The organism is Sphingomonas sp. GW821-FHT12D09 (genome assembly GCF_058807215.1).
Genome location: NZ_JBXAQL010000003.1, coordinates 132,737 through 148,551, shown reverse-complemented (window position 1 = coordinate 148,551; position 15,815 = coordinate 132,737). Strand labels below are relative to the sequence as shown.

At 67.5% G+C, this 15,815-nt stretch carries 17 protein-coding genes; 4 read left to right on the top strand and 13 right to left on the bottom strand.

The annotated features are described in order from the left end of the window. Positions 1 to 6 precede the first annotated feature (6 nt). Both hflC and hflK read right to left on the bottom strand, forming a co-directional pair. Complete coding sequence (gene hflC, locus AC1RPL_RS14300) at positions 7 to 858, bottom strand: protease modulator HflC (RefSeq protein ID WP_493069989.1); 852 nt, start codon at positions 856 to 858, stop codon at positions 7 to 9. Continuing rightward, positions 855 to 1,949 (bottom strand): protease modulator HflK, encoded by a 1,095-nt coding sequence (gene hflK, locus AC1RPL_RS14295; RefSeq protein ID WP_493069987.1) that lies wholly within the window; start codon positions 1,947 to 1,949, stop codon positions 855 to 857. Before hflK ends, hflC begins: the two co-directional genes overlap by 4 nt. Positions 1,950 to 2,031: 82 nt before the next feature. Here hflK and AC1RPL_RS14290 point away from each other — a divergent pair, with 82 nt between their 5' ends. Both AC1RPL_RS14290 and AC1RPL_RS14285 read left to right on the top strand, forming a co-directional pair. Beyond that, complete coding sequence (locus tag AC1RPL_RS14290; protein ID WP_493069985.1) at positions 2,032 to 2,994, top strand: Mrp/NBP35 family ATP-binding protein; 963 nt, start codon at positions 2,032 to 2,034, stop codon at positions 2,992 to 2,994. A gap of 9 nt (positions 2,995 to 3,003) precedes the next feature. After that, entirely contained in the window at positions 3,004 to 3,432 is a 429-nt protein-coding gene (locus tag AC1RPL_RS14285; protein WP_493069983.1) for a CoA-binding protein, read from the top strand. Here AC1RPL_RS14285 and AC1RPL_RS14280 read toward each other — a convergent pair. The 4 genes from AC1RPL_RS14280 to AC1RPL_RS14265 form a co-directional block, all read right to left on the bottom strand. Further along, the gene (locus AC1RPL_RS14280) at positions 3,419 to 4,525 is read right to left on the bottom strand and encodes an aminotransferase class V-fold PLP-dependent enzyme (RefSeq protein ID WP_493069982.1); all 1,107 of its coding nucleotides are present in this window, start codon (positions 4,523 to 4,525) and stop codon (positions 3,419 to 3,421) included. The two genes, AC1RPL_RS14285 and AC1RPL_RS14280, sit on opposite strands and share 14 nt — an antisense overlap. Then, positions 4,522 to 5,286: a tryptophan 2,3-dioxygenase gene (locus AC1RPL_RS14275; protein WP_493069980.1), complete on the bottom strand. Its 765-nt coding sequence runs from the start codon at positions 5,284 to 5,286 to the stop codon at positions 4,522 to 4,524. Before AC1RPL_RS14275 ends, AC1RPL_RS14280 begins: the two co-directional genes overlap by 4 nt. Before the next feature lie 66 nt (positions 5,287 to 5,352). Next, complete coding sequence (dapD, locus tag AC1RPL_RS14270; RefSeq protein ID WP_493069978.1) at positions 5,353 to 6,171, bottom strand: 2,3,4,5-tetrahydropyridine-2,6-dicarboxylate N-succinyltransferase; 819 nt, start codon at positions 6,169 to 6,171, stop codon at positions 5,353 to 5,355. Beyond that, complete coding sequence (locus AC1RPL_RS14265; protein WP_493069976.1) at positions 6,168 to 6,836, bottom strand: pyrimidine 5'-nucleotidase; 669 nt, start codon at positions 6,834 to 6,836, stop codon at positions 6,168 to 6,170. The genes dapD and AC1RPL_RS14265 overlap by 4 nt, the downstream gene beginning before the upstream one ends. Before the next feature lie 231 nt (positions 6,837 to 7,067). Between AC1RPL_RS14265 and AC1RPL_RS14260 the strand changes: the two genes are divergently transcribed. Beyond that, positions 7,068 to 8,057: an LLM class flavin-dependent oxidoreductase gene (locus AC1RPL_RS14260; protein WP_493069974.1), complete on the top strand. Its 990-nt coding sequence runs from the start codon at positions 7,068 to 7,070 to the stop codon at positions 8,055 to 8,057. A gap of 53 nt (positions 8,058 to 8,110) precedes the next feature. On the opposite strand, the gene AC1RPL_RS14255 is transcribed toward AC1RPL_RS14260, so the two are convergent. The 4 genes from AC1RPL_RS14255 to AC1RPL_RS14240 all read right to left on the bottom strand — a co-directional run bounded on the left by AC1RPL_RS14255 (position 8,111) and on the right by AC1RPL_RS14240 (position 11,365). Then, positions 8,111 to 8,692, bottom strand: a complete 582-nt coding sequence (locus AC1RPL_RS14255; RefSeq protein ID WP_493069972.1) for a hypothetical protein — start codon at positions 8,690 to 8,692, stop codon at positions 8,111 to 8,113. A gap of 222 nt (positions 8,693 to 8,914) precedes the next feature. Beyond that, positions 8,915 to 10,222: a sensor histidine kinase gene (locus AC1RPL_RS14250; RefSeq protein WP_493070932.1), complete on the bottom strand. Its 1,308-nt coding sequence runs from the start codon at positions 10,220 to 10,222 to the stop codon at positions 8,915 to 8,917. A 157-nt stretch (positions 10,223 to 10,379) separates the two neighbouring features. Next, the gene (locus AC1RPL_RS14245; protein ID WP_116839133.1) at positions 10,380 to 11,048 is read right to left on the bottom strand and encodes a response regulator transcription factor; all 669 of its coding nucleotides are present in this window, start codon (positions 11,046 to 11,048) and stop codon (positions 10,380 to 10,382) included. Between the two features lie 20 nt (positions 11,049 to 11,068). Further along, positions 11,069 to 11,365, bottom strand: a complete 297-nt coding sequence (locus AC1RPL_RS14240; RefSeq protein ID WP_493069971.1) for a hypothetical protein — start codon at positions 11,363 to 11,365, stop codon at positions 11,069 to 11,071. A gap of 113 nt (positions 11,366 to 11,478) precedes the next feature. Here AC1RPL_RS14240 and AC1RPL_RS14235 point away from each other — a divergent pair, with 113 nt between their 5' ends. After that, the gene (locus tag AC1RPL_RS14235; protein WP_493069970.1) at positions 11,479 to 13,257 is read left to right on the top strand and encodes an ABC-F family ATP-binding cassette domain-containing protein; all 1,779 of its coding nucleotides are present in this window, start codon (positions 11,479 to 11,481) and stop codon (positions 13,255 to 13,257) included. On the opposite strand, the gene AC1RPL_RS14230 is transcribed toward AC1RPL_RS14235, so the two are convergent. The 3 genes from AC1RPL_RS14230 to AC1RPL_RS14220 form a co-directional block, all read right to left on the bottom strand. Beyond that, positions 13,254 to 14,273, bottom strand: a complete 1,020-nt coding sequence (locus tag AC1RPL_RS14230; RefSeq protein WP_493069969.1) for a sensor histidine kinase — start codon at positions 14,271 to 14,273, stop codon at positions 13,254 to 13,256. The two genes, AC1RPL_RS14235 and AC1RPL_RS14230, sit on opposite strands and share 4 nt — an antisense overlap. A 72-nt stretch (positions 14,274 to 14,345) precedes the next feature. Further along, a complete protein-coding gene (locus AC1RPL_RS14225) occupies positions 14,346 to 15,158 on the bottom strand; it encodes an ATP-binding protein (RefSeq protein WP_493069968.1) in 813 nt (270 codons plus the stop codon). Beyond that, positions 15,155 to 15,739 carry a hypothetical protein gene (locus AC1RPL_RS14220; RefSeq protein ID WP_493069967.1) on the bottom strand — a complete coding sequence of 195 codons (585 nt, stop codon included), beginning with the start codon at positions 15,737 to 15,739 and terminating at the stop codon, positions 15,155 to 15,157. The genes AC1RPL_RS14225 and AC1RPL_RS14220 overlap by 4 nt, the downstream gene beginning before the upstream one ends. Between the last annotated feature and the right edge of the window lie 76 nt (positions 15,740 to 15,815).

Sequence of the window (15,815 nt, the reverse complement as noted above, 5' to 3'; positions counted from 1 at the left end):
AAAGGCTCATCGTTGCCCCATGAATTCCTTCAGGTAGCTATTCTGCGGGGAGAGGATGATCGACGTCTCGCCCTTGTCCGGCGACGTGTTGGTGAAGGTCGTCCGGTACGAACGCATCGCCCGCCAGAAATCGTAGAAGTCGGCGTCCTTGTTGAACGCCTGGGCATAGATCTGCGCCGCCTGGGCATCGGCGTTGGCGCGGATGATCTGCGCGTCCTTCATGCCCTGGGCCTCGATCGTCTTGGCTTCCTGGAAGCGCGCGGTCTTCATCCGCTCGAACGCGCTGTCGAGCGGCGAGCCGCTGGGCAGCTCGGTCTGCTTGATCCGTACGTCGACGATGGAGACGCCATATTGCGCGGCGAGCGTCTGGAGCGAGCCCTGGATGTTGTCCATCACCTCCGCCCGCTCGGGGCTGAGCAGGATCGCCGAGGGGCGCTTGCCGAGCTCGTCGCGCAGCGCCGAGCGGAACAGCGGCTGGAGCTGCTCGCGCACCCGCTCCTCGGTGCCGATGGTGACGACCATCTTGAGAGGATCGGTGATGCGGAAGCGCGCATAGGCGTCGATCTGCAGGCGGAGCTGGTCGGTCGAGAGCACCGGCTCGTTGGGCAGATCGACCGACAGCACGCGCTTGTCGACCCAGACGATCCGGTCGAAGAACGGCAGGCGGAAGATCGGGCCCGCCTGGGTACGGCCGAACGCCTCGCCGGAGCGCCAGGCATTGACCACCCGCTTGGGCTGCTCGAGCCGCAGGATCACTGCCTGCTTGGTCTCGGGCACGATGGCGACGGTGCTCATCATCACGATGAGCAGGACGATCACGGCAACGGCGATGCCGATCGGGCTGCGCAGCCAGGTCATTTCTGGTCTCCCTGCTGGGCCTTGCCGGCATCGGGGCGGAGCCCGGGCAGCGGCAGATAGGGGGTGACGCCGGGCGCCTCGACAATGGTCTTGTTGGTGCGTGCGAGCACCTGCTCCATCGTCTCGTAATAGAGGCGGCGGCGGGTGACCACGGGTGCGGTCTTGTACTGTTCGTAGATCTTGTCGAACTCGGCGGCCTCGCCCTGCGCCGAGGCGATCACCTGCTGGGCATAGCCATTGGCGTTGTTGCGCGCGCCCTGGGCGCCCTGCTGCGCCGCCTGGACCGCCTTGAAGGCGTCGTCCACCTGTTCGGGTGCGGCGGCCTTGGTCAGCGCGACGCTCTGGACGCGGATGCCCGAATGATATTCGTCGAGGATCTTCTGCATCGCGGCCTGCACATCGGCCGAGATGCGGCCCTGGCCCTCGCCGATCGCTTCGTTGAGCGTGGTCGTCGCGATCACTGCGCGCATCGCGCTCTCGGCGGTGTCCTTCACCGTCGCCTGGGGATCCTTGATCTGGAAGGAATAGTCCGCCGCATCGACGATGTACCAGTTCACCGAATAGGCGAGATCGACGATGTTCTGATCGCCGGTGAGCATCAGGTTCGGGCCGTTCTCGGGGAATTTCTCAGTGTGCACCGAGCCGACATCGACGACTTCGACGAGCTGGAAGGGCGCCGGCAGGGTGAACTGCACGCCGGTGCCGAGCGTGCCCGTGTAGCGGCCGAGCGTGGTGACCACGCCGCGTTCGCGCGCGCCGATCGTGTGGAAGCTGGTGAAGACCACCCAGACGAGCAGCAGGCCGACGACCACGAGCGACCAGAGCCGCGTGCCCCCCGGCGGAATCGGCAGGCCACCGCCGCCCATGCGGCGGAACAGGTCCTCGAACGGACCGCCGCCACCGCCGGAGCGGGGGCGCCGTCCCTCGGGCGGGAAGGACCAGGGATTGCGCGGGCCGCTGCCCTTGCCGTCGCCGCCCTTGCCATCGCCGGAGCCGCCGCCGTTGTCACCGCCGCCGCTACCGCTGCCAGAGCCCCAGGGGCTCTTCGGAGCCTCATTATGCCAGTTACCGGCCTTGCTCAGCCAGCTCATCAGGTTTGCCATCCAGCCTTTATAAGGAGACCTACGCGGATTTACAGTGGCGCGCGGCGATTGTGCGCTTATCTGGCACGCGATGACCGATAGTGAAGCCCTGAGCGCCGCGCTGGCCCCGATTGCCGCTGGCCGTGCCACTGCCCGTATCGAAGGCGCGCGCGCCAGTATCGTCCTCGACGTGACCGGCCTTTCCGAGGGCGCCCGCGAGGAGCTGGAAGCCGATATCCGCGCTACCGCCGGTGGCTTGCCGGGCGTCGAGGAAGTACGTGTGCTGATGACCAGCGAGCGGCGCACCCGCCGGCTGATCGCCGTGGCGAGCGGCAAGGGCGGGGTGGGCAAGTCCACCATAGCGGCGAACCTGGCGATCGCGCTGCACAAGGCCGGGCGCAAGGTCGGACTGGTCGACGCCGATATCTATGGCCCTTCGCAGCCGCGGCTGCTGGGCGTGGAAGGCCTTCGGCCCCAGGCACGCGAAAAGACGCTGCTGCCGGTGCGCACGAAGTTCGGCGTGCCGATGCTCTCGATGGGCGGGCTGGTCGCCGAGGGGCAGGCGATCGCCTGGCGCGGGCCGATGGCGGGCGGCGCGCTCGGTCAGCTGGTCGATGCCGATTGGGGCGAGGCGGAACTTCTGGTGCTCGACCTGCCGCCGGGTACGGGCGATGTGCAGCTGACCATGATCCAGAAGCACAAGCCGGCCGGCGCGGTGATCGTTTCGACCCCGCAGGACCTGGCACTGATCGACGCGACCCGCGCGATCGACTTGTTCAACAAGGCCGGCATTCCGGTGATCGGCCTGATCGAGAACATGTCGGGCTATGCCTGCCCGCATTGCGGCGAGATCTCCGATCCCTTCGGCAGCGGCGGCGCCGAGGCAGCGGCGGCAAAGCTGGGCATCTCCTTCCTTGGCCGCGTGCCGCTGGAAATGGCGATTCGCGTGGCGTCCGATGCGGGCGAGCCGCCTGCGGCCGGGAACGGGCTCGCGGCTGAGCTGTTTGCTGGCTTGGCCAGGCAAGTCGACGACTGGCTCAAACAGGCGAAGTAGGAGGATGCGATGCCGCTGACCCGCGACGAGGACATCAAGGCGCTGCTGGAAAGCGTGCGCACCATCGCCTTGGTCGGCGCATCGGACCGGCCCGACCGGCCGAGCTACGGGGTGATGGCGTTCCTCCAGCGGCATGGATACCGCGTGATCCCGGTCAACCCGCAGATCACCGGCGAGCATGTCCACGGCGAGTTCGTGTTCCGCGAGCTCAGCCAGATCGGCGAGCCGATCGACCTGGTCGACATATTCCGCCGCCCGATGGCCGCGGGCGAGGCAGTGGACGAAGCCATCGCGGCGGGCGCCAAGGCAGTGTGGCTGCAATTGGGCGTGATCAACGAGGAAGCCGCCGCCCGGGCCGAGGCGGCGGGGCTCGAGGTGGTGATGGACCGCTGCCCGGCGATCGAGATCCCCCGGCTGGGCCTGGCTAAAGTCGCCTGAGCGCCTCGAGCAGCTGCGCCACGTCGCGCATGTCCTGGTAGAGCCCGAAGCCGATCCGCAGCACATCGCCGCGGACGTCGACGATCACGTCCTCCGCCTCGAGCTCGGCCTTCCAGACTTGCGCGCTTGGGCTGCGCAGTGCGAGGAAGCGTGCGGGGCTGCCCGGATTGAGCAGTTCGGCCGCGATCGGCAGCTCGGCGAGGACATGCGCCTTCAGCGCCGCGGCGTGCGCGGCGATGTCCGCGGTGGCCAGGCCCTCCTGGCGCAGCATGTCGCGGACCGCGACGAAGCGGTAGATGCCCGATGGATCGAAGGTCGCCCCCAGGAAGCGGCGCGCGTCGGGGGCATAGCCGATCTGGCCCGGCGGCAGCGCGAGGTCCTCGAACTCGGCGTACCAGCCGGTGATCTCCGGGCGCGGCCCGAAGCCCGGCGGCGCGTGGAGGAAGGCGCAGCCTTCGCCGGCCATCGCATATTTATAGCCGCCGGCGAGGTAGAAGACCTTGTCCGCCACCGCCGACAGGTCGGTCTCCATCGCCATGAAGCCGTGATAGCCGTCGACCACCACCCAAGGACCTTCAGGCTTTGCGAGCGCGGCGAGCTCGGCGATCCCGTCAAAGACATGACCGGTGCCGAACTGGACCTGGCTGACGAAGATCAGATCATGTTCGCCGGACCTGGCCCGCTCGACGACCAGTTCGAGCGGCACGCGCTCGACCGTGGCGCTGCCCGCTTCCTCCCAGCGCATCGACTGGCGGCGGAAGCTGTGGAACTCGCCGGTGCTCGCCAGGATGCGCAGCGGCCTGGGCAGCCCCGAGGCGATGCGGAGCAGCAGCGCGTGCGTGTTGGGGGCGAAGACGATCGTGTCGGGATCGGGGAGCTTCAGCTCGTGCGCGACCTGCGCCTGTGCGGCCGGCCAGATCTCGCCCATCACCCGCTCCCATTTGCGGTCGGCGAGCCGCACCCCGTCCTGCCAGGCGGCGAGCTGGCCGAGATACGAGGCATCCGGCCAGAGATGGTGCGAGTGCGCCGCGAAGTGCAGCCGCTCGGGCGCCGCGGCCAGCGCGCGCTGGAATAGGTGCTTGTAGCTGGTCACAGCTGCGTCCTGAGCGTCCACAGCTCGGGGAAGGCGCGCTTCGCGAGCGTCGATTCGAGATAGGACACCCCGGGGGTGCCGCCGGTGCCGGGCTTCATCCCGATCACGCGGCTGACGGTGATGACGTGCTTGTGCCGCCAGGTGGCGAGCGCATCGTCGATATCGACCAGCTTCTCGGCAAGCTGGTAGAGCTCCCACCAGCGGGTCGGGTCGCGATAGACTTCGGCCCAGGCATCCTCGACGGCCTTGCTGGGCACATAGGGCTGGGACCAGTCACGCTCGAGCGCCTCGGCCGGCACCGCGAAGCCGGCGCGAGCGAGCGCGGCATTGGCTTCGTCCCACAGGCTCGGCAGCGCGGCGACTTCGGTGGTCAGCGGCCCGGGCACCCCGCCGCCGCGAAGGCCCAGCATCGTCTCGACCGCGCGGAACTGGTCCGACTGGAAGCCCGAGCTGGTGCCGAGCACTTCGCGGAAGCGCGTGTAGTCGCTCGGCGTCATCGTCGCGAGCACGTCCCAGCTCAGGGTCATCACCGCCTGGATGCGGCTCACCCGGGCGAGCGACTTGTACGCCTCCACCGGCTTGTCGTCGCGGACCAGATCGAGCGCCGCCCGCAGCTCGGCGACCATCTGCTTGAGCCAGAGCTCCTTGGTCTGGTGGATGATGATGAACAGCAGCTCGTCATCCCGGTCCGACAGCGGGTGCTGGGCAGCGAGCAGCTGGTCGAGCGCGAGATAGCGGCCATAGGTCATGCTTTCGGTCATGACCCCGTCCCTACGCCATCTCGTCGCCCGGATGAAAGCCGTAACGGCTGAGACTATCTGCGCGGTTCAGTCGCGCAGCAGTTCGTTGATCCCGGTCTTGCTCCGGGTCTGCGCGTCCACCGTCTTGACGATCACCGCGCAATAGAGCCCGGGCTTGCCCGCTTCGCCCGGCACCGTGCCGGGCACGACCACCGAATAGGGCGGGACATGTCCGCGGTGCACTTCGCCGGTGGCGCGGTCGATGATCTTGGTCGATGCGCCGAGATAGACGCCCATCGACAGCACCGCGCCTTCGCCGACGCGCACGCCCTCTGCCACCTCGGCGCGTGCACCGATGAACGCGCCGTCCCCGATGATCACGGGATCGGCCTGGAGCGGCTCGAGCACGCCGCCGATGCCGACGCCGCCAGAGAGGTGGACGTTCTTGCCGATCTGGGCGCAGCTGCCGACGGTGGCCCAGCCATCGACCATCGTGCCTTCCCCGACATAGGCGCCGATATTGACGAAGCTCGGCATCAGCACCGCGCCCTTGGCAATGTGCGCGCCGTGGCGGACGATGCTGCCGGGCACGGCGCGGAAGCCGGCCTGGCGGAACGCGTCCTCCCCCCAATTGGCGAACTTCGAGGGCACCTTGTCGAACCAGTTGGCGCCGCCCGGGCCTTGGATCACGACATTGTCGTTGAGGCGGAAGGAGAGCAGCACTGCCTTCTTCAGCCACTGGTTGATCTGCCAGCCGCCCTCGATGGGTTCGGCAACCCGGGCTTCGCCGCGATCGAGCAGGTCGAGCGCCTCGGCCACTGCCTCGCGCACCGCGCCTTCGGTGCCGAAGCCCAGGTTCGCGCGGTCTTCCCAGGCGGCGTCGATGGTCGTCTGCAGGTCGGTCATGCGGAAGTCTCCAGGATTTCGTGGAGCCAGGCTCCGAGGTCGGTGACGGTATAGTCGATATAGCTGCGGTCTTCGCCGGGCCCCTGTTCGGAGCCATTGTCGATCCACACCGTGGTCATGCCGATCGCCTTGGCCGGCGCGAGGTTACGCGCCATGTCCTCGACGAACAGGCTTTCCCGGGGATCGAGGCCGTACGCATCGCACAGGCCCTGATAGGCGAGCGGATCGGGCTTGGGGCGATACTGCGTGGCGTGGACGTCGTGGATCGCTTCGAAGGTCTCGCCCAGTCCAAGCTTGTCGAGCACCTTCGACGCATAGGGCGCATCGCCATTGGTGAAGACCAGCTTGCGGCCGGGCAGCAGTGCGAGCGCCTGGACCAAAGCTTCGTTCACTTCGAGCACGTTCATGTCGACGTCATGTACATCGGCCAGATAATGATGCGGGTCGGTGCCATGCTCGGCCATCAGGCCCGAGAGGGTCGTGCCGTGTGCGTGGAAATAGCCCTTCTGAACGCGGTGCGCGTCCTCGGGGCTGAGGTTCAGCAGCTTCTGGACATATTGGCCGATCCGCGCATCGATCATCGCGAACAGGTTCGCGCTCACCGGGTAGAGCGTGTTGTCCAGATCGAAGATCCAGTTGCGGATGTGCGACAGGGCGGGGTTCATGAGCGGGCGTCTAGGCAGTGGCGCAGGGGCTATCAAGCAACTGTTTCTTGTCCTTCTCGTCATCCCGGCGAAAGCCGGGACCCAGGGCCAGGCAGGACCGACTGGGCAGAGTAACCCTTGGCCCCGGCTTTCGCCGCGGTGACGGATATGCGCTGGGCGACGGATGATTGCTTCGGCGCGCACGACCAAAACTTTATGGCACAGCGGCGAACGGCTCCCCATCTGCTCTGCATGACCGCTTACTCGCTGCTCGACCTCGTGCCCGTCATCCAGGGTGGAAATGTCTCCCAGGCCCTCGCCAACGCCGCCGATCTTGCTGCCCATGCCGAGCAGCTCGGCTTCACTCGCTATTGGGTGGCCGAGCATCACGGCATGGAGGGCATCGCCAGCGCCGCCACCGCGGTGGTGATCGCGCATGTCGGCGCGGCGACCTCGACGATCCGCGTCGGTGCGGGCGGGATCATGCTGCCCAATCATTCGCCGCTGCAGGTGGCCGAGCAGTTCGGCACGCTCGATGCACTGTTCCCCGGCCGCGTCGACCTCGGCCTGGGCCGCGCGCCGGGATCGGACCAGCGCGTCTCGGTCGCGATCCGTCGGGGCCTCGACAGCGACGGCAACGAATTCCCGCGCGACGTGCAGGAGCTGCAGAGCTATTTCGCCGATGACGGGCGCACCGGCATCCGCGCGACGCCCGGCGCCGGCGCGAATGTGGACATCTGGATCCTCGGATCGAGCCTGTTCGGCGCGCAGCTCGCGGCGATGCTCGGGCTGCCCTATGCCTTTGCTTCGCACTTCGCGCCGGGGCTGCTCGACGAGGCGATCGACATGTATCGGCGCAACTTCCGGCCGTCCGACGTTCTGCAGAAGCCGCATCTGATGCTCGGCTTCAACGTGTTCGGCGCCGATACCGACGAGGAAGCGGAATATCTCGCCAGCTCGCAGCAACAGGCCTTCGTCGCGATCCGCACCACCGGCCGGGGCATCCAGCTGCCGCCGCCGGTGCGCGGCTATCGCGAGAGTCTCGGCGGGCACGGCAATGCCATGCTCGACCAGGTGCTCTCGGCCAGCGCGATCGGCGGGCCGGACAGGATCCGCGAGCAGCTCGCCGCCTTCATCGCGCGCACCGGTGCCGACGAGCTGATGCTCACCAGCGCGATGTTCGATCCGGAAGCACGGAAGAAGAGCCTGACCATCGCGGCGGAGGCGATGCGCTCCCTGTAAGGTATCGCGGCGCCGGTCCCCCCGGAACGGCGCCGCGCGGCATCAGGTCGGGATCACGCGTTGGTGTTGATCACCAGGCCCGTCGCCGAGCTGCCATTGCTGGTCGTGCCGGCATTGCTGCCATAGGTGCTGCTGTTCGAAGCCGCGGCGCTGCGCAGCTTCTCGAGGAACGCCGTCATCGCCTCGAGCTGGCGCGCGGCGGCGTCGCTGATCTGCGTGGCGCTGTCGGTGCTTGTGGTCGAATCGTCGTCCGAATCATCCTCGTCGCTCGACGGCGGCGGACCCGGGGGCGGGCCGCCGGCGCCCTGTGGGCCACCCATGCCCTGGGGGCCGCCCTGCTTGTCGCCGTCCGGACCTTGGGCGAAGAAGCTCTTGAGCTCGGTCGCCTGATCGTCGGTGAGCGCGCCGCTCTCGACCTGCTTGTCGATCAGCCCGTCGATCTTGCCCTTCATGTCGCCCGGCTTGCCGCCGCTGGTGCCGCCCGAGGACAGGCTTGAGTCGATCGAATCGAGCGCGCTGCTCAGTGCGTCCTGGTCGTCGCTGCTGATCGCGCCCGTCGAAGCGGCTGCCGATATCCGGGCATCCATCTGCGCGCGCGGATCGAACCGCGGCACATTGGAGGAAATGGAAGTCATGTCGGTTCCCTTTGCGTCTACAATCCCCAGCAGGAGTTTAGCATGAATTAGCTAACATATTGTAAACGAAGGATAATAACCTTGTTTCCGGTATTTGGGCGGCGCTGGCCCCAGAACCAGCGCCGCCACGCGACCCGACGGATAAAAGAGGGCAATCCGCGAGCTTCCGAACGTTTTGCGTCCGGTTCATCGCCTCAGAATTTCAATTTGTTGCAGGTCTAATCAGTTCGCCGCGGGCAAGCGGAGGCGGACGAGCAGGCCGCCAAGGTCCTCGCTCTCTTCCAGGCTGACGGTGCCGTCATAGATCTCGGCGACGTCGCGCACGATGGCGAGGCCGAGGCCGGTGCCGGGCTTGCCGCTGTCCAACCGCACGCCGCGATCGAAGATGCGGATGCGGTCGGCCTCGGGGATGCCGCGGCCATCGTCCTCGACCAGGATCTCGACGAACCCTGCCTGGACGCCGGCAGTAATGAACACGCTGCCGCCGCCATATTTTGCGGCATTCTCGACCAGGTTGCCGAGCAAATCGTCCAGGTCCTGCCGCTCGATATGCGCGACCAGGTCCTTCTGGCCGTCGATGTCGATGCGGACATTGGGATAGAGCCGGGCGACGGCGCGCTCGACCGCTTCGATCGAGGGCCATACCGCCGCGCGGCTGTGCGCCGAACCACGGCGGCCGACGGCGCGGGCCCGGGCGAGGTGGTGATCGATCTGGCGGCGCATCGTGCGCGCCTCGCGGATCACGGCCGAGGCGAGGTCGTCCTGGCCGGCGGCGGCGGCGTTCATGATCACGCTCAAGGGGGTCTTGAGCGCATGCGCCAGATTGCCGGCGTGGCGGCGCGCTTCCTCGGCCTGGCGGTCGTTATGCTCGACCAGCGCGTTCAGCTCCTCGACCAGCGGGGCGACTTCTGCGGGCATCTTGCCTTCGACGCGGGTCGATTCGCCGGCACGAAGGCGCGCGATCTCGGAGCGGACCTTGCGGAGCGGCAACAGCCCGTACCAGGTCTGCAGCGCCACCATGATGATCAGCCCGAGGCCGAGCAGCACGAAGCTGCGCACCAGGGTCCGCCGCAGCGTCGCGATCTGCCCGTCCAGCGTCTCGCGGCTCTGCGCTACCTGGAAGCGCCAGCGCACCGCCGAGCCTGGCAGCGTCGCATCGCGCTCGGCGATGCGGAGCAGCTGGCCGGGGATCTGGCGGCTGTCATAGACATGGACATTGGTATCGTTGTGCTGCTGATCGACCTTGAGCCGCTGGTCCCAGAGCGAGCGCGAGGGGAAGGGCTCGAAGCCCTTGCCGCTGATCTGCCAATAGGCACCCGAATTATATTCGAGGAAGCGCTGGTCGGCGAGTTCGCGGTTGAGGATGACCTCGCCGGTGGGGCCGAGCTCGGCCGAGAAGATCATCGCCTTGATCAGGTAATCGAGCTGCTCGTCGAAATTCTTGGTGACGGTGGAGACGAGCACGCGGTCGAGCGCGACGCCTCCGCCGACGAGCAGCAGCATGATCCAGGCGGTGGCGACCAGCAGCATGCGCCGGCTGACCGATCCGGTGGAGCGGGTATAGTGGCGCGGCTGCGGCTCGCCGGGTGCGCCTTCATCGGTGGCTGGCAGCTCGACCGCTTGCGGCTTGCCGCCGAACAGGCGCTGGCGCAGCCCGCCTAAGGTCTGGGCGAGCGTTGCCATCGAATCAGGCGTCGGCCGGTTCCTCGAGGCTGTAGCCCAGGCCCCGAATGGTGGTGATCACGTCCGGACCCAGCTTCTTGCGGATGCGCGTGACGAACACTTCGATCGTGTTCGAATCGCGGTCGAAATCCTGATCGTAGATATGCTCGATCAGCTCGGTGCGGCTGACCACCTTGCCCTTGTGGTGGAGCAGGTAGGACAGGAGCTTATACTCCTGCGCGGTCAGCTTCACCGGCTCGCCGGCCTTGGTGACCTTGCCCGAGCGGGTGTCGAGGCGGATGTCACCCGCGATCAGCTCGGCCGAGGCATTGCCCGAGGCGCGGCGGATCAGCGCGCGCAGGCGGGCGATCAGCTCCTCGGTCTGGAACGGCTTGGCGACATAGTCGTCGGCGCCGGCATCGAGGCCCGCCACCTTGTCCGACCAGCTGTCGCGCGCGGTGAGCACGAGGACGGGCGTGGTCTTGCCTTCCTTGCGCCAGCGATCGAGCACGGTCAGCCCGTCGATCTCGGGCAGGCCGAGGTCGAGGATGATCGCGTCATATTGCTCGTTGGAGCCGAGATAGAGCCCCTCCTCGCCATCGGTGGCGAGGTCCACGGCATAGCCCGCGCCTTCCAGCGCGTTGCGGAGCTGCTGCCCCAGGTTCGGCTCATCCTCGACGATCAGAAGTCGCATGTCTTTCCCCTCGCCGGGCCCTAACTGCCCGTTTTGCGGACGATCGCGCCGGTACGGCCATCGACGTCCACCCAGATCACCGATCCATTGCGCAGGAACTTCAGCGTGTAAACTTCCGTCGCAGGATCATAGTCGAAACCAAGATATTGCGCCCCCGGCACGCGGGGAACGACCCGGCGCTCGATCTCGCGCACCGAGAGCGGCGGCGGGGCCTGGCGCTTAGGCGCGCGCGCGTCCGAATCCTGATGCCGATCCGGCTGTGCAGCCGCGCTGCCGGCAGGCGCGAACGCCGCCAGACAGGCGCATAGGATGGGCATCACCAACATCTTCATGGCATCTGGCATAGGGTCCGCGCATTGAATAGCCCCTGAACGGGGCCTTCAGCCGGCTGTAACTTGCCGGGCGCCGGATCGGTCCCTAGGTGGCGCGCATGGCTGCACCCGTTCTCGCATATGAAAATCTCGGTCTCGTCCAGGGCCATGGCTGGCTGTTCCGCGGGCTCGACCTGTATATCGGCGAGCGCGACCGCCTGGCGCTGATCGGGCGCAACGGCGCGGGCAAGACCACTTTGCTCCGGCTGATCGCCGGTCAGATCGACAGCGACGAGGGGCGCCGGATCATCGTGCCGGGCACGCGCGTGGTGCTGCTCGAGCAGGAGCCGCGGATGATCGGCTGCGATACGCTGCTCGACTATGTCCTTTCCGGGGACGACGCGCCGGCCGCCCATGAGGCCGAGGCGATCGCCGACCAGCTCGGCATCGACTTGAGCCGAGAGGCGAAGACCGCGAGCGGCGGCGAGCGCCGCCGTGCCGCGATCGCCCGCGCGCTGGCGCAGAACCCCGACGTGCTGCTGCTCGACGAGCCGACCAACCATCTCGATCTCGCCGCGATCGAATGGCTGGAGGACTGGCTGAGCCGCTTCACCGGCGCGTTCATCGTGATCAGCCATGATCGCACCTTCCTCACGCGGCTGACCCGGCAGACCTTGTGGCTCGACCGCGGGGCGATCCGCCGGGCGGAAGTTGGGTTCGGCGGGTTCGAGGCGTGGACCGAGCAGGTCTATGCCGAGGAGGAGCGCAACGCGCAGCGGCTCGATGCCAAGCTCAAGCTCGAGGAGCATTGGCTCCAGCGCGGCGTTACGGGGCGCCGCCGGCGCAACCAGGGACGGCTCGAGAAGCTCAAGGAGATGCGCGCCGTCCGCGCGGCAATGATGGGGCCGCAGGGCGCGGCCAACCTCGTCACCGCCGCCGACAACAGCAACACCAAGATCGTGATCGACGCCAAGCACGTCACCAAGAAGTTCGGTGACCGCACGATCATCAAGGACCTGACCTTCCGGGTGACGCGCGGGGACCGGATCGGCATCGTCGGCGCGAACGGGGCGGGCAAGTCGACGCTCCTGAAGCTGCTGACCGGCGAGATCCAGCCCGACGAGGGCAGCGTCAGGCTCGCCAAGACGCTGGATGGCGTGATCATCGACCAGCAGCGCAGCCTGATGGATCCCGCCAAGACGGTGCGCGACGTGCTGGCGGATGGCGGCGACTGGATCGAGGTGCTGGGCGTGAAGAAGCACGTCCATGGCTATCTCAAGGAATTCCTGTTCGATCCGAGCATCGCCGAAGCGAAGATCGGCACGCTTTCGGGCGGCGAGCGCTCGCGACTGCTGCTGGCGCGCGAGTTCGCCCGGCATTCGAACCTGCTGGTGCTCGACGAGCCGACCAACGATCTCGACCTCGAGACGCTCGACCTGCTCCAGGAAGTGATCGCCGATTATGAAGGCACGGTGCTGATCGTCAGCCATGACCGCGATTTCCTCGATCGCACGGTGACGGTGACTTTGGGACTCGACGGTTCGGGCATGGTGGATGTGGTGGTCGGTGGCTATGCCGATTGGGAAGCCAAGCGCCGGCCCAGGGTCGAGCCGAAGAAGGTGGCGGCAAAGGCGGCCGCAGTGGTCGAGGCGCCCAGGAAGGTCACCAAGCTCACCTACAAGGACCAGCGCGACTACGACCTGCTGCCCAAGCGGATCGAGGAGATCGAGGCGCAGATCGCCAGGGACGAGGCCGCGCTGGCCGACCCGGACCTGTATGTGAAGGACCCGAAGAAGTTCGCGGCCTTGAGCGACGGTGTCGAAAAGCTGCGCGGCGAGAAGGACGCGGCAGAAATGCGCTGGCTGGAGCTCGCGGAGATGGTCGAGGCTCTGGGCTAAGCCTCTAGCACCACCGTCACCTGGGTCCCGTCGGAGCCGGTCTCGGTTCTCGCCTTGCCGCGCGCCTGACGGACGAATCCCTCGATCAGCCGCTGGCCGAGCCCGCCATCCTTGCCGCGCGCCTTGGGCGTTTCGGGCAGGCCGACGCCGTCATCGCGCACCACCAGCTTCCACCCCGGCGTCGCCGCTTCGAAGCGCACTTCGATCCGCCCGGTCTCACGGCCGGCAAAGGCGTGCTTGGCGGCGTTGGTGACAAGCTCATTGACGATCAGGCCGATCGAGACGGCGCGGTCGCGCGGGATTGCGCCATGGTCGCACACGCAATCGAGCGTGATCGCACCGCGCAGGAACAGCGCCTCGGCCAGCGCCGTGCACAGCTCATCGAGATAGAGCGCCATATCGACTTCGCCCGCCGACGCAGCCGCGCCGCGATAGAGGTGGCGGTGCGCCCGGGCGATGCTCTCGACCCGTGCCAGCGCCGAGGACAGGGCTTCGGTGGTCTCGGCGTCCCTGGCCCGGCGGCGCTGCATGTCGAGCAGCGCCGCGACCAGCATGAAGTTGTTCTTCACCCGGTGGTCGAACTCCTCGAGGAACAGGTCGCGCTCGGCGATCTCGCGGTCACGCTCCTGCGTCGCCCGGCGCGCGGCGCGGCGGAACAGCTCGGCGACGACCAGCACCGCGGCATAGTTGAGGGTGGCGAGCACCAGCCGCGCGGTATCGTCATCGGATTTGAGCAGGAAACTGTGCTGGACGGGCAGCACGAAATACCAGCTGTAGAGCAGGGTCAGCACGCCGGTGAGCAGCCCGGCCTGCCAACGCCCGAACAGCGTCGCGATCAGGATGGCGGGAAAGCCGAGCGAGAAGGGGCCGGCGGCGGGCCAGATGCCGTCGATCACCGCGCGCAGGCCGATGCCGAGCCCGGTCACCAACAGCCCGAAGCTCAGCTGCACGATCCATTGGCCACGCCCGCCTGGCGCCAGCCGATCGGCAAGATCGGTTTCCCCTATTCGCCCCATGAAGGGAGCAGGCAATGGCGCTCGTCGAGAGTCAAGCATCCGTATCGGTCTTTTTGATCTGGTTTAAGCCATTTACAGGTTTCGGCCCGATCTTCCCGCCAGATCAACCACATATTGCCAGGCGACGCGCCCCGAACGGCTGCCGCGCCGGGTCGCCCAGCCGATCGCATCGACCGGATCGAAGCTCAGCCCATGCGCCTCGGCATAGCCGCGGACGATGTCGACATAAGTGTCCTGGTCGACGACGTGGAAGCCGAGACTCAGCCCGAAGCGATCGGCCAGCGCCAGGCCGTCATCGGCTGAATCGCGCGGATTGATCGCGCTCGCCTGCTCGGCGATGTCGCGGGTGACGAGGTGGCGGCGGTTCGAAGTGACGAGCAACCGGGCATTGCTGGGCCGCGCCTCCGCGCCGCCCTGGAGCAGCGAGCGCAGCGCCCGGGCGTCGCCGACGCCGTCGAAGCCGAGATCGTCGAGGAAGATCGCGAAAGGCCGGTCGGTGGTGGCGAGCAGGCCGAACAGTTCGGGCAGCGTGTCGAGCTGGGTGGTGACCGCCTCGACCAGGGCGAGGCACCCGCCCTGGGCCTGGACCGCGGCGACCGCGCTCTTCACCAGGGCCGACTTGCCGGTACCGCGCGCGCCCCACAGCAGCACGTCCTGCGCGGCATGGCCTTCAGAGAAGCGCGTGAGGTTCGAAACCAGCGCCTCGCGCTGGCTGTCCACGCCGCGCAGGATTTCGAGCGGCAGCGGATCGAACGCGCGCGCCGGTGCCAGGCCGTGCCCGCGCCAGACATAGGCGGGATGCGCCTCGAGATCGGCGGGCGGCGGCGGGGGCGGCGCGAGCCGGTCGAGGGCATCGGCGATGCGGGCGAGGAGCTGGTCGTTCATTCCTGGAAGCCGAACTCGCGGACGACATAGGCGTACACCTCGGGCAGCTTCTTGCGGACAGTGTCGCGTGTGAAGGGAGGGCGCGCGGCGCGGCCGTGGATCACGACGCTCGCGGTCATCGCCAGGAATTCCGACGGGTTCTTGTACAAATAGGCAGTGGCGGGGAAGTCGCCGCTTGCCTTGGCCGCTTCGTAGAGGCGGGCCAGCTCGGGGTTCTGCGTGCGGCCGGCGATGCGATCGAACATCCAGCGATGGATCAGCTCGTGGAGCAGCACCGGGTTGTCCGCGGGGTGGACGCGGCGGGCGAGGAAGGTGCGCATGCCGGCGCGCGAGATATCCTCGGGATCCTCGTTGATCAGGATGCGCTGGGCACGGAAGAATGCCATCACCTCGGGTGAGACCCTCACTGCCTCGACCAGGTCGATCTGCTGCGCGATCGACTTGGCGATCTCCGCGCTCGGTGCGACGCCCTGCCAGTCGATCACATGGCCGCGATAGCTGGTCTCGACCGGCGCCTGCGCGGCGGCGCCCAGCGCGATGCATGCAATCGCGGCAAGTGGTGGCATCAACAGGCTGCGCATGGCTCCCCTTCGGCTCTCTGGACTACGGACGCGCTAGGAGCGGTTCGTTGCGGGCGGATTGCGGTCTATAGCGTGG

Excerpts from the sequence above, each read along its gene's own strand:
- hflC (WP_493069989.1), bottom strand. The coding sequence starts at position 858 with ATGACCTGGCTGCGCAGCCCGATCGGCATCGCCGTTGCCGTGATCGTC.
- hflK (WP_493069987.1), bottom strand. The coding sequence starts at position 1,949 with ATGAGCTGGCTGAGCAAGGCCGGTAACTGGCATAATGAGGCTCCGAAG.
- AC1RPL_RS14290 (WP_493069985.1), top strand. The coding sequence starts at position 2,032 with ATGACCGATAGTGAAGCCCTGAGCGCCGCGCTGGCCCCGATTGCCGCT.
- AC1RPL_RS14285 (WP_493069983.1), top strand. The coding sequence starts at position 3,004 with ATGCCGCTGACCCGCGACGAGGACATCAAGGCGCTGCTGGAAAGCGTG.
- AC1RPL_RS14275 (WP_493069980.1), bottom strand. The coding sequence starts at position 5,286 with ATGACCGAAAGCATGACCTATGGCCGCTATCTCGCGCTCGACCAGCTG.
- dapD (WP_493069978.1), bottom strand. The coding sequence starts at position 6,171 with ATGACCGACCTGCAGACGACCATCGACGCCGCCTGGGAAGACCGCGCG.
- AC1RPL_RS14265 (WP_493069976.1), bottom strand. The coding sequence starts at position 6,836 with ATGAACCCCGCCCTGTCGCACATCCGCAACTGGATCTTCGATCTGGAC.
- AC1RPL_RS14260 (WP_493069974.1), top strand. The coding sequence starts at position 7,068 with ATGACCGCTTACTCGCTGCTCGACCTCGTGCCCGTCATCCAGGGTGGA.
- AC1RPL_RS14255 (WP_493069972.1), bottom strand. The coding sequence starts at position 8,692 with ATGACTTCCATTTCCTCCAATGTGCCGCGGTTCGATCCGCGCGCGCAG.
- AC1RPL_RS14250 (WP_493070932.1), bottom strand. The coding sequence starts at position 10,222 with ATGCTGCTGGTCGCCACCGCCTGGATCATGCTGCTGCTCGTCGGCGGA.
- AC1RPL_RS14245 (WP_116839133.1), bottom strand. The coding sequence starts at position 11,048 with ATGCGACTTCTGATCGTCGAGGATGAGCCGAACCTGGGGCAGCAGCTC.
- AC1RPL_RS14240 (WP_493069971.1), bottom strand. The coding sequence starts at position 11,365 with ATGCCCATCCTATGCGCCTGTCTGGCGGCGTTCGCGCCTGCCGGCAGC.
- AC1RPL_RS14235 (WP_493069970.1), top strand. The coding sequence starts at position 11,479 with ATGGCTGCACCCGTTCTCGCATATGAAAATCTCGGTCTCGTCCAGGGC.
- AC1RPL_RS14230 (WP_493069969.1), bottom strand. The coding sequence starts at position 14,273 with ATGGGGCGAATAGGGGAAACCGATCTTGCCGATCGGCTGGCGCCAGGC.
- AC1RPL_RS14225 (WP_493069968.1), bottom strand. The coding sequence starts at position 15,158 with ATGAACGACCAGCTCCTCGCCCGCATCGCCGATGCCCTCGACCGGCTC.
- AC1RPL_RS14220 (WP_493069967.1), bottom strand. The coding sequence starts at position 15,739 with ATGCGCAGCCTGTTGATGCCACCACTTGCCGCGATTGCATGCATCGCG.